Origin of the sequence: Burkholderia sp. MSMB1078WGS (assembly GCF_001528895.1) — a bacterium.
GTDB lineage: Bacteria > Pseudomonadota > Gammaproteobacteria > Burkholderiales > Burkholderiaceae > Burkholderia.
Map to the genome: position 1 here is coordinate 1 of NZ_LPDI01000110.1, position 14,737 is coordinate 14,737.

The following is a 14,737-nucleotide window of genomic DNA, read 5'->3' on the forward strand; positions in this document are numbered from 1 at the left end:
TCCTGAACCCCTCAGCAGCGCTGCGTTTTCAGCAGCAGAGAAGCGAGATTATGAACCGTGTTTCGCAGCGCGTCAACTACTTTCTGCACGACATCGTTGCGACTGCGGGGTCATCTTCCTGCGCCGTCGGGCTCGCTACTTCCGAACCTCAACAGCACCGCTTCCCTTCCTCCCGCGCCGCGTTTCCGTTAGCGCGAAAGAGGCGTGATTCTATTCAGCCCACACCGTGAGCGCAAGGGGTTTGAAGCAACTTTTTTTACAAACGCCGGAATTCGGCCGTCCGGCCATGCCTGGGCACAATGCCGCTTATGGTGCAAAGAACGGACTAGAATGTGAGGTTCTTCGCCTCTTTCTATATACGTCTTTAATATGCGCCAGCGAATCGCCAAACGCCTCCCCCCCGATGCCGACAAACTGGTCGGTCTGTCACTTGCGCTCTTCGCGTCGGGCAGCCGCATCGAGGATCGCTTCTGGGAAGCGAAGCTCGATGCGCTGCTCGCCAAGATTGTCCGCAACGGCAATCAGACCACGCTCGACGCCGCGCTCGACCATCTTCAGCAAAATCATCCCGACGCCTACGGCGCGCTCGCCGACATGGCCGAGACGCACAGCGAGTCGATGATGATCGAACACGACGGCCAACCCTACGATGCGCTGCTGGTCGCCGTCCCGGTTCTCGCCTGGACGCGCTACATGATTCCGTCGGGCCCGCTCAAGAGCGACGTTGCCGACGCGCTGCGAACGCACCTGCAGGCGCATGTGCTCGCGAACGGCACCCTCGTCGGGCTCGCACCGTTCCTCTACAGCATCGACCAGTTGCCGCGGCATCACGTGGAAACCTATCGGCTCGCTCAGCAACTCGCCCATGCGGCGATCGGCCAGCAGCCCCCGAAGCTGAGCTTCGGCGATCTGCCGGAAACCTCACCGATCCTGGCCGATCCGCGCTTCCTGCTGGCGGTCGTCGCCGCGCCGGCCGGCTCGCCGCTGTTCCGCTGGCAGGAGGAAGAAAACGGCAGCCGGATCGAGCGCGGCCAGTGCCTCGAACAATGGACGGCTCAAGGCGGCCCGAACCTGTCGATCGCGTTGCCCGGCTGCGAGTTCGAATGCCTGCTTCCGGACGCGTACTACTCGGCCTGTCGCGATGCGGACGAACGCGTGCGTCCGCACACCGTCCGAACGGCCATTCGTTATCTATTCGACACACTTGGTGCGGCGCCGCAGGAGTTGCGCGCGGTGGTCGCCGGCTTCGGCGAACGTCGTATCGACGAGTATCGCGTCGGCTTCACGCGGCGTGCCAGCAACGACGTGATCTACGGCGTCGTGTGGCCGCTCTACGGCCGTGAAAACGGCGACGTATCGATCGACAACGCGACGCTCGAAGGCGAAGCCCCGATCGAAGGGCCGCTCGAGGAAATCGTGAGCCTGCTGAAAGAATGCGGCGTAACCGACATCCGCCGGCACGCGGGTCGCTTCGAACCCGAATACTGCGACGACTGCGGCGTGCCACTTTACGCCGATCCGCTCGGCGAAATCGTCCATGCGGAAATGCCGGAAGACGCGTCGCCCGCCCAGCCGCACTTCCACTGACCCACCCCGCAGGCCTCGATGGCCTGCCCTGCTTAAAGCCGCTTCCGGTGCCCACCGAAGCGGCTTTTTTCTTATCCGATGCCGGTCGTCCAAAATTTCGAACTTTTCCTAAGCCTTTCAGCCAAGCAGACATCGTGTAAGGTCTTTGTCATTATCGGGGCCAGCTAATACCCGACAGCAGTGAATGACTCACTTTACGGAGGTTGAATATGCGGTTCTTGGTACTTAACTCAGACGCCGAACGGCGTGACGGACTGAAGACCCTGTTGCGGCAGATCGACCGGCACGCCAGCATCAACGATGCGCCTGACGGTTTCCAGGCGCGCCGGCTGCTGCGCACCCAGCGTTTCGACCTCGTCGCGATCGACTGGCTGGACGTGGGCCGGCTCAGCGAGCTTCAGGCACTCGGCAACGCGTGCTCGCCGACACCGGTCGCCGTTCTGGTCGACGACATCTCGCCCGACGCCATCCAACGCTTCTTCAATTACGGCGTCGCGGGCGTGATCCCGCACTCCACGCGGCCGCACCTGATCGTGCGAGCGCTCGAGATCGTCCTGCTGGGCGGATACTACATTCCGCCGATCGCCCTCAGCCTCCTGCCGTCCACGGCGACGGCGACGGCGCGCCACGACGCCCATTTCCAGACGCTCGCCGGCTCGCTGCCCCGGCGCCCGCCGAGCGGCCTCCTGTCGCCGCGCCAAGCGCAGATCATGCGGTTCGTCCACATGGGCAGCACGAACAAGATGATCGCGCGTACGCTCGGCATCAGCGAAGGCACTGTGAAAATCCACCTCGCGAGCATCTTCCAGCAGTTCGGCGCCGCAAACCGCGCCGCCGCGGTCGCGATCTACAACGGCTGGCTGTCGCCCCATCTCGAGGTGCTGCTGGCGAACCGCAACCGCGCCCGCAAGCCGGCCGTCGGCGAACACGGCCCGGCTCCGCTGCGTACGCAACGGCACGACCATCCGTACCCGTTGCCCATCGCGAATGCCGGCACGCAGAATCTGCCGCTCGCCGCCGAGCCGCCGGCACGGTTCCGGCGCGGACGTTAGGCAAACAGTCTCGATATTGCGACGGTCGGGCATGTGCAGGCTCCCACCTTTGATGCTCAACGAGTAATATGGACGCATGGGTTTTCTTTTCACACCGCTTCCGCTCTGGGTTGGCATCGGTGGCTGGATCGCCGCCGTGGCCCTGCTCGCGCTCGCGATCTGGAATCGTCCCTTCGTCCGTCTGCAAGACGCCACGCTTCAGCACGTGTGGCTTGCGCTCGTCACTGCGATCACGGTCCTGTGGGCCTCGAACGCATGGCTCGAAGATGGCATCGTCATGCATCTGCTTGGCGCAACGCTGCTCGTCACGCTGTTCGACTGGACACTCGCATTGGTCGCCATGGGCGCCGTCACGGCGATTGCCGCGGTCATCTTCGATGCACCGTGGCAAGGCATCGGCTTGACCTATCTGATCTACGGTGCGTTGCCTGTCGGCGTGTCGGCGTTGCTGCAACGCGCCGCGCTCGCGTGGTTGCCGCACAACCTCGCGTCGTTCATCACCGGGCAGGGCTTCCTGTCGCCGGCCATCGCGATCGTCGCGGTCGCCGCCGCAGCAGCCGGTGTCCAGCTCGCGCTCGCGGACGGCGTGCCCGTCGTGATTCCGGCCGGCTATCTGCTGAACACCGCGCTGCTCGCGCTCGGCGAAGCATGGTTCACCGGCATGGCAACGGCACTCATCGCCGTCTATCGCCCTGCGTGGGTCACGACCTTCGACGTCCGGCGCTACCGCCTCGGCGGCCCGCGCGCCTGAATTTCCTTCGGATCGGCTCGGCGCACCCGCATACCGACGGGCTTCCGCGGCGCGCGCCGAATACGTCGCCTACTGCCGCACAACTTTTTTACGCTAAGATTGAACTCCTGTTCTTCATCGGGCATCTATACGTGCCCGATGTCTCCTTCGCTCCTCACCAATAACCAGATGGACAGCTCACCTGCCTCGCTCCGGATTTTCCGGGCGCTCGGCAAGCTGGCAGCCTGTATCGCGGGCCTGTCGCTTGCGCTTCCCGCTCCGGTATTCGCCGACCTGCTCGACCAGCGCTCCGAACTGATCAACAAATTCGTCAACGAGATGCATGCCGATCCGCTCGCCGCCGATTGTGCGGCGCACGGCAGCTTCATCGCCAGCACGTCGACGGCCTTCGACCGAGTCGACTTCGCGCCGAATGCATTCGACAGCGGCAACGCGACGATCACGCCGTGGAACGACTCGTTCGACCAAGGCAAGCAGCGCGTGAAAGTCGACAATATCGTCACCGTCGACGGGCTCGGCATCCACAGCGACGGCAGCGATCCGACGCCGCTGAAATTCCGTTGCGGCTATGTCGGCCAGCAAATGCTCGCGTTCAGCTGGAACGATCCGGTTCCGCCGCTGAAGCCGCGCGTCGAGCGTTCGTCGTCTTCGACGAAGAAGTTCAAGGGCAAGTCGCACCGCGGCAAAGCCAAGGCGAAGGCATCGGGCCGCACCGGCAGCAAGAAGGCCGTCGCAACGAAGAAATCAAGCGGCCAGCACAAAGCCGTGAAGAAAAAAACCGCGAAGAAGTCCTGATACGGCGGAGCGGCAACGACAGCAGCAGAAAAGCCGGCGCATCGCGAGATGCGTCGGTTTTTTCATGCAACGACGGCTGCGCTTACGCGAACGTGTCGACGTGCACCAGGATCGCGGCCAGCATCGCCGCACCGAGCGCCGCGCTGCGCTCCCCGTTCCAGCCGACGCGCTCGTCGGGGAGGTTCGCGTTGTCCTTGAACGGCATTTCGAGCGTCAGCGACAGACAGCCGAACTGGTGGCCAATGTACTTCGACGCGAGCTTCAACGCATCTTCCTTGTACTTGCTCGCCGCGTAGCCATGCTCGGTCTGGAAATCGGGGCTTGCGACCTTGAACGCGTCGATGAACGCAGCCTGCTCCTTGCCCTGCTGCTCGGTAAAGCTCGGCAGCATCTCCGAGCCGGCGACGAACACGTACGGAAGATCCTCATCGCCGTGAATATCGAAGAACATGTCGCAGCCGATCGCATGGATCGCGTCGCGCACGGCCAGCACCTCGGGACTGCGCTCGGCATCGGGCGCCATCCACTCGCGGTTCAGGTTCGCGCCGGCCGCATTGGTGCGCAGGTTACCGTGCACACTGCCGTCCGGGTTCATGTTCGGGACGATGTAGAACGTCGCGCGATCGTAGAGTTTGCGCGCCACCGGATCGCCGGCCCAGTCGCCCCAGCCGGCCAGCCGCTTGACCAGGCCTTCGACGAACCACTCGGCCATCGACTCGCCCGGATGCTGGCGCGCGATGATCCACACCTTCTTCTTCGGCGCACCATCGGTTTCCGGCGTGCCGAGCGTCAGCAGCGACATCGGACGGCCTTCGACCGTGCGGCCGAGCTCGACGACGCTCGCCTGCGGCAACTGCTGGACCGCGCCGAGAAACGCCGCGTGACGCTCTTCCGAGTACGGTTCGAAATACGCGTAGTAGATGCTGTCGAACTCCGGCGTATGGTCGATGGTCATCGTCTTGCCGTCGAACGTCGTCGGCACGCGGAACCAGTCGACCCGGTCGTAGCTCGCCACCGCGTGGTAGTTGCGCCAGCCGGACGGATACGCGCATTCGGCTGCGTTCTCGAACGTCATCACGCATCGCTCGCCGCGCGCTCCCGTCAAGCGGTAGTAAAACCATTGCGCGAATTCCGAACGATTGTCGCCGCGCACGCGCAGCCGGATTGCATCGGGGCGGTCGCACGACACGACGTCGATTGCGCCTGCGTCGAAATTACTGGTAATCGAAAGGGCCATCTATCTCTCCTTTGTCGACCGGAGTTAGCGCTTCAGCGCTTACCTCCGGTCCCATGCGAAGCCCGAAGCAGACGGTATCCCGCCCATCCAGTCTCATGCATGCGCAGGCCGTCTCGTGAACGGCCCGCAGGGTCACTCGCCGACGCGCCGGCGATATACGTAAGTCGAATCGTTCGATGCGGCCGCATCGAACGCATAGCCTTCGGTCGCGAATGCCTTCAGCGCCTTCGGGTCGGCGATACGGTTCTCGACGACAAAACGCGCCATCAGGCCGCGCGCGCGTTTCGCATGGAAGCTGATGATCTTGTAGCGGCCGCCCTTCCAGTCCTCGAATACCGGCGTGATGACCGGTGCGGCCAGCAGCTTCGGCTTGACCGACTTGAAGTATTCGGTCGACGCGCAGTTGATCAACACGCGCGCGGCGCCGCTGCGCGTCTCGAGTTGCTCGTTCAGCGCCCGCGTGATGCGGTCGCCCCAGAACGCATACAGATCCTTGCCGCGCGCGTTCGCGAACCGCGTGCCCATCTCGAGCCGGTATGGCTGCAGCAGATCGAGCGGACGCAGCAGCCCGTACAGGCCCGACAACACGCGCACGTGCTGCTGCGCATAGTCGAGATCGGCGGACGACAGCGATTTCGCGTCGAAACCCTCGTAGACGTCGCCATTGAACGCCAGCACGGCCTGCTTGGCGTTGGCCGGCGTGAACGTCGGCGACCAGTCGGCGTAGCGCTGGAAGTTCAGGTGCGCGAGCGGATCGGAGATATCCATCAGCGTCGCGATGTCCTGCGGCGACAGCTTGCGCAGGCCGTCGATCAGCTCCGATGCGTCGTCGACGAATGCAGGCTTCGTGTAAGACTGGACGTGCGGGGGCGTATCGTAGTCGAGGGATTTGGCGGGAGAGAGAACGATTATCATAGAGGCTCGCTGGCACGCCGTGCCTTGCGGTCAGACGAAAACCTCCGATTGTAACGAATGGCCCGCTCTCTCGCCCCGCATGCCGCACACCGCGTCGTGCTCGACTCGAACGTCTGGATCGACATCCTCGTATTCGACGACCCCGCTACGCGCCCGATCCGTGCCGCGCTGGAGCACGGCATGCTTGCCGCCGTGATCGACGGCCGCTGCCTGACCGAGCTCGAATACGTGCTCGACTATCCGCAGTTCCAGTCGCGTGCGATCGACAAGGCCGACGCGCTCGCCACGGTCGCCCGGCTCGCGAGCCTCGTCGAACCGCCGCCCGTCGACGCCGACGCGCCGCCGTTGCCGAAGTGCAAGGACCGCGACGATCAGAAATTTCTCGAACTCGCCCGCGCCGCGCAGGCCGAGTGGCTCGTGTCGAAAGACCGCGCGCTGCTGAAGCTCGCGAAGCGCACCGCACGCGACTTCGGTTTCAGGATCGCGCAACCCGCGCCGTTCGTGGAAGCCTGCGCACTCGACGCCGCGCCGCCCGCCACGGCGACGCCCGCCTGACGCAATCCATCCGAATCCGACCGTATCGATGAACGCTCCTTCAGATATGCCAACGACGCCCGTTTTCCCCTCGCGCCTGCCGAACGTCGGCACGACGATCTTCACGGTCATGAGCGCGCTTGCCGCCGAAAAAGGTGCGGTGAACCTCGGCCAGGGTTTTCCTGATTTCGATTGCGATCCGCGCATCGTCGATGCGGTCGCAACCGCGATGCGCAACGGGCACAACCAGTATCCGCCGATGGCCGGCGTCGCGCCGCTGCGCGACGCGATCGCCGACAAGATCGCGCAGGTGTACGGCCGGCGCTACGATCCGGCCACCGAAATCACCGTGACGGCCGGCGCGACGCAGGCGCTGCTGACGGCGATCCTGTGCGCGGTGCATCCGGGCGACGAGGTGATCGTCGTCGAGCCGACCTACGACAGCTACCTGCCGTCGATCGAGCTCGCCGGCGGCAAGCCCGTGTTCGTCACGCTGGAAGCGCCCGACTACGCGATCCCGTTCGATCGCCTCGCGGCAGCGATCACGCCGAAAACGCGGATGATCCTGATCAACACGCCGCACAACCCGACGGGCACCGTGTGGCGCGAGGCGGACATGCGCAAGCTCGAGGACATCGTGCGCGGCACCAACGTGCTGATCCTGTCCGACGAAGTCTACGAACACATGGTCTACGACGGTGCGCGCCACGAGAGCGTCGCGCGCTACCCGGAACTCGCCGCGCGCAGCTTCATCGTGTCGAGCTTCGGCAAGACCTACCACGTGACGGGCTGGAAGGTCGGTTACGTCGCGGCGCCTGCCGCGCTGACCGCGGAATTCCGCAAGGTCCACCAGTTCAACGTGTTCACGGTGAACACGCCGATGCAGATCGGGCTCGCCGACTATCTGCGCGACCCGGCGCCGTACCTGTCGCTCGCGGGCTTCTATCAACAGAAGCGCGACTTCTTCCGGGCCGGCCTCGAGCGCACGCGCTTCAAGCTGCTGCCGTGCACGGGCACGTACTTCCAGTGCGTCGATTACTCGGCGATCAGCGACCTGCCCGAAGCGGAATTCTCGAAATGGCTCACGTCGGAGATCGGCGTGGCCGCCATTCCGGTGTCGGCGTTCTATCACGAGCCGCACGAGTCGGGCGTCGTCCGCTTCTGCTTCGCGAAGCAGGAAAGCACGCTCGCGTCCGCGCTCGATCGGCTGGCTCGCCTGTAAGCGCCGCACGGGCGGCCGCGCGCCGCCCTTCGGGAACCGCGCTTACGAACGTGCGACGTTCGCCGCTTCGACATACGCCTTGCGCTCAGTTGCCACGCGTTGCGCGGCCGGGCGTTCACCCACCGTCTTCGCGTGCGCCTTCCAGTCGATGCCTGCCTCGAGCAGGAAGTCGCGGCCGAATATGGCCTTCGTCGCCATCCCGATGACCGGCAGATGAACCCACGCGGCAATGTCCGCGAGGCCGAACGATTCGCCGAGCGCATACGGCGAAAACCGCGTCATCTGCCTGAATGCATCGATCGCGCGCGGCAGCCGCTTCTCGACGTGCGCCTTCATCCCGTCGCTCACCTTCCCGCCGAAAAACGCTTCCGTGTACACCTCGCGCGCCGTCCATTCGAGATACAGCTCGAGCGTCTCGACCAGTTCACGCACCTTCGCCGCCGCGAACGGGCTCGCGGGGAAAATGCCTTTTTCGGGATAGCGCGCCGCCAGGTATTCGACGATCACCTGCGACTCGAACAGCGCCCCCTCTTCGGTCTTCAGGAACGGAATCTTGCCGAGCGGCGAATCGGCAAGCCGGGCCGGATCGCTGATCGGCAAACCACACGCCGCCTCCTCGAACGGAATGTCGTGCTCGAGCAGGACGAACTTCACCTTGTTGTAGTAGTTGGACAACGGAATACCGCACAGCTGTAGCATTGGCGTCTCCTTCCTTGCTGAAGTGCGGCCGCATCGACGCCGGCCGCATCGGGATTCATCGCGCTGAAAAGCACGTTCGTGCTAGTCTAAAGCAAGTCGTGCGTTCGTCACGACAACATTACCTCCGCTGCGGCGTCAGTTCCGCCCGTCCGCGCGACACACGCGCCGCCGCCGCCGCGCCACCCGATGGAGACACGCTCGCATGAGTGCTGAACTGCTGGCCTCGCGTCCGCCCGAGAGCGAATCGACGCTCGTCCTCACGCTGTCCAATCCCGGCGCGCGCAACGCGCTGCATCCCGACATGTACGCGGCCGGCATCGAAGCGCTCGCCACCGCCGAGCGCGATCCGGCGATTCGCGCCGTCGTGCTGACGGGTGCCGATCGTTTCTTCTGCGCAGGCGGGAACCTGAACCGGCTGCTCGAGAATCGCTCGAAGGATCCGTCCTTCCAGGCCGACAGCATCGATCAGCTCGCGGCATGGGTCACGGCGATCCGCGCATCGACGAAGCCGGTGATCGCAGCCGTCGAAGGCGCCGCGGCCGGCGCGGGCTTCTCGTTGGCGCTCGCGTGCGACCTGATCGTCTCGGCACACGACGCGAAATTCGTGATGTCGTATGCGCGCGTCGGTCTGACGCCCGACGGCGGCGGCTCGTGGTTTCTCGCCCGCGCGTTGCCGCGTGCGATCGCGGCCGAGATCCTGTTCGAAGGCAAGCCAGTCGCCGCCGAACGGCTGCATGCGCTCGGCGTCGTCAACCGGCTCGCCGCGCCCGGCTCGGCACTTGGCGACGCACTGGCATGGGCCGATGCGCTCGCCGGCATTTCGCCGAATGCGCTCACGCGCATCAAGTCGCTGCTCGACGACGCGACCGCGCAACCGCTGGATGCGCACCTCGGCACCGAGCGCGATCATTTCGTCGCGTCGCTGCATCATGCGGACGGCCTCGAAGGCATCACTGCCTTTCTCGAGAAGCGCCAGCCACGCTACAAGCTCTGATCCGCCGCGTCGGCCTTCGAACCGACGCCAACGCCGCCACGTCCATCCGATGCGGCCCGTCGCCGCCGCGCGCGACGTCGCGGCGCTCTCCGGGCAGGCTGCGCATGCCCGTCGGCACACGCGTTTGCATCGCCAGCAGCCCGTGTCGATCCATGCTCTAATGACCGCCTGTCGCGGCGCCGCCGGCGCCGTTTTCGCGCATGCCACACAGGAGTTGACGATGATCGACGTCTATAGCTGGGCGACCCCGAACGGTCACAAGGTGCACATCATGCTCGAGGAAACGGGCCTCGCGTATCGCGCGCATCCGGTCGATATCGGCGCGGGCGACCAGTTCGAGCCCGAGTTCCTGAAGATCAGCCCGAACAACAAGATCCCCGCGATCGTCGATCCGGACGGCCCCGGCGGCCAACCGATCTCGCTGTTCGAATCGGGCGCGATCCTGATCTACCTCGCGGAAAAGACCGGCAAGTTTCTGCCGACCGATCCGGCCGCGCGCTATGCGACGCTCGAGTGGCTGATGTTCCAGATGGGCGGTGTCGGTCCGATGCTCGGGCAGGCGCACCACTTCCGCCTGTATGCGCCGGAGAAGATCGAATATGCGGTCAACCGCTACACGAACGAAGCGAAGCGCCTGTACAACGTGATGGAAAAGCGCCTCGGCGAATCCGAGTATCTCGCGGGCGATGCGTACACGATCGCGGACATTGCGACGTTCCCGTGGACGCGCTCGTGGCAGAACCAGGGCATCGTGCTCGACGAGTTGCCGAACGTGAAGCGCTGGCACGAGGCGATCGCCGCGCGACCGGCCGTGCAGCGCGGCGTCGAGGTGCTCGCGTCGTTGCGCAAGGCGCTGCAGGACGACAAGGCGCGCGAAGTGCTGTTCGGCGCAACGCAATACGCGAAACGCTGACGAGCGCATGACGAGCGGAGCGGCATTCGCGCATGCCGCTCCGTGCGTCAGAAGTAATGCAGCGTGATGAACTCCGCCGCGCATACCGGCAGCGGCGCGTCGGGGCGCTCGACCTGCATCGACACCGACCACGTCACCTGGATGCCGCCGCGCGCGGCGTCGGCGGTTTCCTTCACCGCGAACAGCGCACGCACGCGCGCCCCGACCGGCACCGGCTTCAAGAACCGCACGCGGTTCAGCCCGTAGTTCACGCCCATCTTTTGCTCGAAGCGCATTGCGTCGGTCATCAACGCGGGAATCAGCGACAGCGTCAGGAACCCGTGCGCGATCGGCCCGCCGAACGGCGACTCGCGTCGCGCGCGCTCGGGGTCGACGTGAATCCACTGATGATCGCCGGTCGCGTCGGCAAAACCGTCGACGCGCGCCTGATCGATCTCGCTCCAGCCGCTCGCGAGCGGCTCCGCACCGACCCGCGCCCGCAACGCCTGCGCCGATGCGATCAGCGGCAAGGTCACGTCGGTCATGGGTTCGCGCCCCCCCGATGGCGCAGCCCGAAAATCACCTTGGTCTGGACGGTGATCACCGTCTCGCCGGCTTCGTTCACGCCGACCCATTCGGTCGACACGATGCCGCGATCGGGCTTGCTCTCCGACACGCGCTTGTCGTGCACCTTCTGGTACATCGTGATCGTATCGCCGGCGCGGACCGGCTTCAGCCAGCGGATCGAATCGATGCCCGGCGAACCCATGCTGGTCGAATCCGATCCGAGCTTGCGGACCAGCAGGCTCATGAACACCGAGCACGTATGCCAGCCGCTCGCGACGAGGCCGCCGAAATGCGATGCCTTCCCCGCTTCCTCGTCGACATGGAACGGCTGCGGATCGTAGCGCTTCGCGAACGTCTTGATGTCGTCGGGCTCGAACGTGTAGCGGCCCACTTCGGTCGTACTGCCCACCACCAGGTCTTCGTAACTGATGCCCACGGATAAGTCTCCTTGTCTGGCGCGCTCGCGCGTCGCCGTCATGCTACGTCGGTCTGCGCAAAATCGGGCAGCGCCGCGATGCGGGCGAGGTGATGATCGGTATCGCCGAGCGTCGTCTCGATGATCGACAGCCGTTTGAACAAGTGCGCGGCGGCCACTTCGTTGGTCACGCCCATACCGCCGTGCAACTGGACGGCCTGCTGGCCGACGAAGCGCGCGGCCGCGCCGACCCGCGCCTTCGCGGCCGACACGGCCTTGCGCCGCGCATCGGCATCGCCGTTCGCGTAGCGCACCGCCGCGAGATAGGTCAGCGAACGCGCCTGCTCGGCATGAATCAGCATGTCGACCATCCGGTGCTGCAGCGCCTGAAAACGCGCGATCGGCACGCCGAACTGCTCGCGCGTCTTCGTGTATTCGACCGTCGCGCGATTCAGTTCGTCGAGCGCGCCGACCGCTTCCGCGCACAGCAGGAAAGTCGCGTAATCGGCGATCTGCTCGAGTGCCGCCGCGTCGCGCGCACCGCCCGTCAGCAGTCGGGCCGGCGTGTCGTCGAACGCGATCGTCGCGGCACGCTGGCCGTCGATGGTCCGGTAGTCGACCACCTTCGCGTTGGCCTCATCGCGTTCGACGACGAAGAGGCCGATGCCGCCGCCGTCGACCCGCGCCGGCACGATCCACGCATGCGCCTGGGCGCCGTGCTGAACCACCGACTTGGTACCGGTCAGCCGGTACGTGCCGCCCTGCTCGCGCGCGTGCGTGTCGAGTTCGTACAGGTCATAGCGCGCCCGCGGTTCGTGGAACGCGACCGCCACGCGCTTTTGCCCCTGCGCGATCGCCTCCAGCAGCGCGGCGTCGGCGCCTGCGCCCGAGCCGGCGATCCGCAGTGCTTCGACGCCGACCGCCGTCGCCCAGTACGGCTCGATCACGAGCGCGCGGCCGAGCTCCTGCATCACGACCAGCATGTCGACCGGGCCGCCGCCGAAGCCACCCTGTGCCTCCGGCACGGGCAACGCGGTCAATCCCAGCTCGGTGAATGCGCTCCACTGCGCATCCGACACACCGGCATCGCTGCGCACGATCGCCTGGCGCGCTTCGAAGCCGTATTGCTCGCCGAGATACCGGCGCAGCGCGTCGGCGAACTGCTGCTGCTCATCGGTAAAGCTGAAATCCATGGTTGTCTCCGTTCCCTGATCACAGCCCCAGAATCATCTGCGCGATGATGTTCTTCTGGATCTCGTTCGAACCGCCGTAGATCGACGTCTTCCGGTAATTGAAGTAGTACGCGGCGAGCGGCGCCGCATCGTCGTCGCCCGCGATGCTGTGTTCGCGCTCGCCGTCAAGGAACGGCACGTCGAACGGGGCGGCCAGCGGGCCGATCGCTTCGACCATCAGCTCGGTGAGCGCCTGCTGCACCTCGGTGCCCTTGATCTTCAGCATCGACGCCTCGGGACCGGGCCCCTTGCCGCTCGTCTCGCGGCTGACGACGCGCAGCACCGTCACTTCCAGCGCCATCAACTCGACTTCGAGCGCCGCGACCTTCGCGGCGAACACGGGATCGGCGAGCAACGGCTTGCCGTTCTTGCGCTGATTCGATGCGACGCGCTTCAGGAACGCGAGCTCCCGCTTCGACGCGCCGACGCGCGCGATGCCGGTGCGCTCGTGGCCGAGCAGATATTTCGCGTAGGTCCAGCCGCGGTTCTCGTCGCCGACGAGGTTCTCGACCGGCACCTTCACGTCCTCGAAGAACACCTCGTTGACCTCGTGATCCTCGTCGAGCATCACGATCGGGCGCACCGTGATGCCGGGCGTCTTCATGTCGATCAGCAGGAACGAGATGCCCTCCTGCTTCTTCGCAGCCGGATCGGTGCGCACGAGGCAGAACATCATGTCGGCGTACTGGCCGAGCGTGGTCCAGGTCTTCTGGCCGTTGACGACGTAGTGATCGCCGTGGCGCTCGGCGCGCGTGCGCAGCGACGCGAGGTCGGACCCGGAACCCGGCTCCGAATACCCCTGGCACCACCAGTCCGAGCCGTCGAGAATACGCGGCAGATAGCGGCGCTTCTGTGCTTCGCTGCCGTATTTCATCAGGACCGGCGCGACCATCGACACCCCGAACGGCAACACGGTCGGCGCACCGATCCGCGCGCACTCCTCGTCCCAGATGTGTCGCTGCGTCGCGTTCCAGCCCGGGCCGCCATATTCGACCGGCCAGGCGGGCGCGGACCAGCCGCGCTGGCCGAGAATCCGGTGCCAGCTCGCGAAGTCTTCGCGGTCGAGTCGTTTGTGATCGAGTACCTTGGCGCGCAGCGCGTGAGGCAGGTTGGCCTCGAGCCAGGCGCGGACGTCGGCGCGGAATGCGTCGTCGGCGGGGGAATAATCCAGATCCATGCGCAGTGTCTCCTGTCGACCGGAGTGAGTGCTTCAGCACTTACTCCGGTCCCATGCTTCGCGGTCGATCAGCATCGGCGCTTCAGCGCTTACTCTGATCCCATGCAAGGCTCGCCGCGACCGTCCGGCCCGGCAAGGACACACTGCGTACGTTATTGCAGCGGTTCTTTCAGCGCGGCTGGAATCGGCAGCGGCATCACGTCGATGCCTTCTTCGACCAAGGACTGCGCATCCTCCGGCGTCGTGACGCCGCGAATGCTGCGTGCCGGCGCCTCGTTGTAATGGATGCGCCGCGCTTCCTCGGCGAAGCGCTCGCCCACGTTCTCGGTCTTCTCCAGCACCTCGCGCAGCGCGCGCATCACCTGCGCCTGCAGCGCACGCGGATCGACCGGCTGCGCCTGCGTCGCGCCCGACAGGTTCAGGCGCGGCGCCGACGGCATCCGGTTGATCTCCGTCGTTCCGCACACCGGGCATTCGACCAGCTTGCGGGACAACTGCGCTTCGAATTCATCGGCGGAAGCGAACCAGCCTTCGAACCGATGACCGTGCGGACACTGTAAATCGAGGACCTTCATGCTGAATCAGGGCGTGTGGCGAGTGTAGCGCAAAAAGCGGTTTTGTGAACGATCGTGCTAAATCCGGATCGCGCGGCACGAGCGCGCCGCGTC

Annotated in this window: 17 protein-coding genes; 9 read left to right on the forward strand and 8 right to left on the reverse strand. The window is 65.3% G+C overall.

The window, feature by feature from the left end; translation table 11 throughout:
- The 5 genes from WT24_RS35130 to WT24_RS29235 all read left to right on the forward strand — a co-directional run.
- Positions 1-230 (forward strand): hypothetical protein (locus WT24_RS35130; RefSeq protein ID WP_218921582.1); only part of this gene is annotated, 230 nt, incomplete at its 5' end.
- Positions 231-369: 139 nt separating this feature from the next.
- On the forward strand, positions 370-1,587 hold the full coding sequence (locus WT24_RS29220; RefSeq protein WP_060036738.1) for a DUF2863 family protein: 1,218 nt from the start codon (positions 370-372) through the stop codon (positions 1,585-1,587).
- 209 nt (positions 1,588-1,796) lie between these two features.
- Positions 1,797-2,639, forward strand: a complete 843-nt coding sequence (locus tag WT24_RS29225) for a response regulator transcription factor (protein WP_060036740.1) — start codon at positions 1,797-1,799, stop codon at positions 2,637-2,639.
- Positions 2,640-2,715: 76 nt separating this feature from the next.
- Positions 2,716-3,390 carry an energy-coupling factor ABC transporter permease gene (locus WT24_RS29230; protein WP_011545801.1) on the forward strand — a complete coding sequence of 225 codons (675 nt, stop codon included), beginning with the start codon at positions 2,716-2,718 and terminating at the stop codon, positions 3,388-3,390.
- Positions 3,391-3,528: 138 nt separating this feature from the next.
- On the forward strand, positions 3,529-4,185 hold the full coding sequence (locus tag WT24_RS29235; protein WP_059825086.1) for a BspC domain-containing protein: 657 nt from the start codon (positions 3,529-3,531) through the stop codon (positions 4,183-4,185).
- Between the two features lie 82 nt (positions 4,186-4,267).
- On the opposite strand, the gene WT24_RS29240 is transcribed toward WT24_RS29235, so the two are convergent.
- Together WT24_RS29240 and yaaA are read right to left on the reverse strand one after the other, a co-directional pair.
- Positions 4,268-5,422, reverse strand: coding sequence for a M14-type cytosolic carboxypeptidase (locus tag WT24_RS29240; protein WP_059499261.1), 1,155 nt, complete (start codon positions 5,420-5,422; stop codon positions 4,268-4,270).
- A gap of 132 nt (positions 5,423-5,554) precedes the next feature.
- Positions 5,555-6,337 (reverse strand): peroxide stress protein YaaA, encoded by a 783-nt coding sequence (gene yaaA, locus WT24_RS29245; protein WP_059499260.1) that lies wholly within the window; start codon positions 6,335-6,337, stop codon positions 5,555-5,557.
- Positions 6,338-6,394: 57 nt separating this feature from the next.
- Between yaaA and WT24_RS29250 the strand changes: the two genes are divergently transcribed.
- Both WT24_RS29250 and WT24_RS29255 read left to right on the forward strand, forming a co-directional pair.
- Complete coding sequence (locus WT24_RS29250) at positions 6,395-6,892, forward strand: putative toxin-antitoxin system toxin component, PIN family (protein ID WP_059499259.1); 498 nt, start codon at positions 6,395-6,397, stop codon at positions 6,890-6,892.
- A gap of 28 nt (positions 6,893-6,920) precedes the next feature.
- Positions 6,921-8,093 (forward strand): pyridoxal phosphate-dependent aminotransferase, encoded by a 1,173-nt coding sequence (locus WT24_RS29255; RefSeq protein WP_059499258.1) that lies wholly within the window; start codon positions 6,921-6,923, stop codon positions 8,091-8,093.
- Positions 8,094-8,135: 42 nt separating this feature from the next.
- Here the strand turns inward: WT24_RS29255 and WT24_RS29260 are convergent, their stop codons facing one another.
- Positions 8,136-8,792, reverse strand: coding sequence for a glutathione S-transferase (locus WT24_RS29260; RefSeq protein WP_060036742.1), 657 nt, complete (start codon positions 8,790-8,792; stop codon positions 8,136-8,138).
- A 202-nt stretch (positions 8,793-8,994) separates the two neighbouring features.
- On the opposite strand from WT24_RS29260, the gene WT24_RS29265 reads away from it, so the two are divergent.
- Positions 8,995-9,786: an oxepin-CoA hydrolase, alternative type gene (locus tag WT24_RS29265; RefSeq protein WP_060036744.1), complete on the forward strand. Its 792-nt coding sequence runs from the start codon at positions 8,995-8,997 to the stop codon at positions 9,784-9,786.
- A 220-nt stretch (positions 9,787-10,006) separates the two neighbouring features.
- Complete coding sequence (locus WT24_RS29270) at positions 10,007-10,699, forward strand: glutathione binding-like protein (RefSeq protein WP_060036845.1); 693 nt, start codon at positions 10,007-10,009, stop codon at positions 10,697-10,699.
- A gap of 47 nt (positions 10,700-10,746) precedes the next feature.
- Here WT24_RS29270 and WT24_RS29275 read toward each other — a convergent pair whose 3' ends face one another.
- The 5 genes from WT24_RS29275 to WT24_RS29295 all read right to left on the reverse strand — a co-directional run bounded on the left by WT24_RS29275 (position 10,747) and on the right by WT24_RS29295 (position 14,644).
- On the reverse strand, positions 10,747-11,223 hold the full coding sequence (locus WT24_RS29275; protein ID WP_059499255.1) for a MaoC family dehydratase: 477 nt from the start codon (positions 11,221-11,223) through the stop codon (positions 10,747-10,749).
- The gene (locus WT24_RS29280) at positions 11,220-11,681 is read right to left on the reverse strand and encodes a MaoC family dehydratase (RefSeq protein WP_060036746.1); all 462 of its coding nucleotides are present in this window, start codon (positions 11,679-11,681) and stop codon (positions 11,220-11,222) included. The genes WT24_RS29275 and WT24_RS29280 overlap by 4 nt, the downstream gene beginning before the upstream one ends.
- A gap of 38 nt (positions 11,682-11,719) precedes the next feature.
- Positions 11,720-12,853, reverse strand: a complete 1,134-nt coding sequence (locus WT24_RS29285; RefSeq protein ID WP_060036747.1) for an acyl-CoA dehydrogenase family protein — start codon at positions 12,851-12,853, stop codon at positions 11,720-11,722.
- Between the two features lie 19 nt (positions 12,854-12,872).
- Positions 12,873-14,069 carry an acyl-CoA dehydrogenase family protein gene (locus tag WT24_RS29290; RefSeq protein WP_059499252.1) on the reverse strand — a complete coding sequence of 399 codons (1,197 nt, stop codon included), beginning with the start codon at positions 14,067-14,069 and terminating at the stop codon, positions 12,873-12,875.
- A gap of 152 nt (positions 14,070-14,221) precedes the next feature.
- Positions 14,222-14,644 (reverse strand): DUF1178 family protein, encoded by a 423-nt coding sequence (locus WT24_RS29295; protein WP_059499251.1) that lies wholly within the window; start codon positions 14,642-14,644, stop codon positions 14,222-14,224.
- Positions 14,645-14,737: the final 93 nt, after the last annotated feature.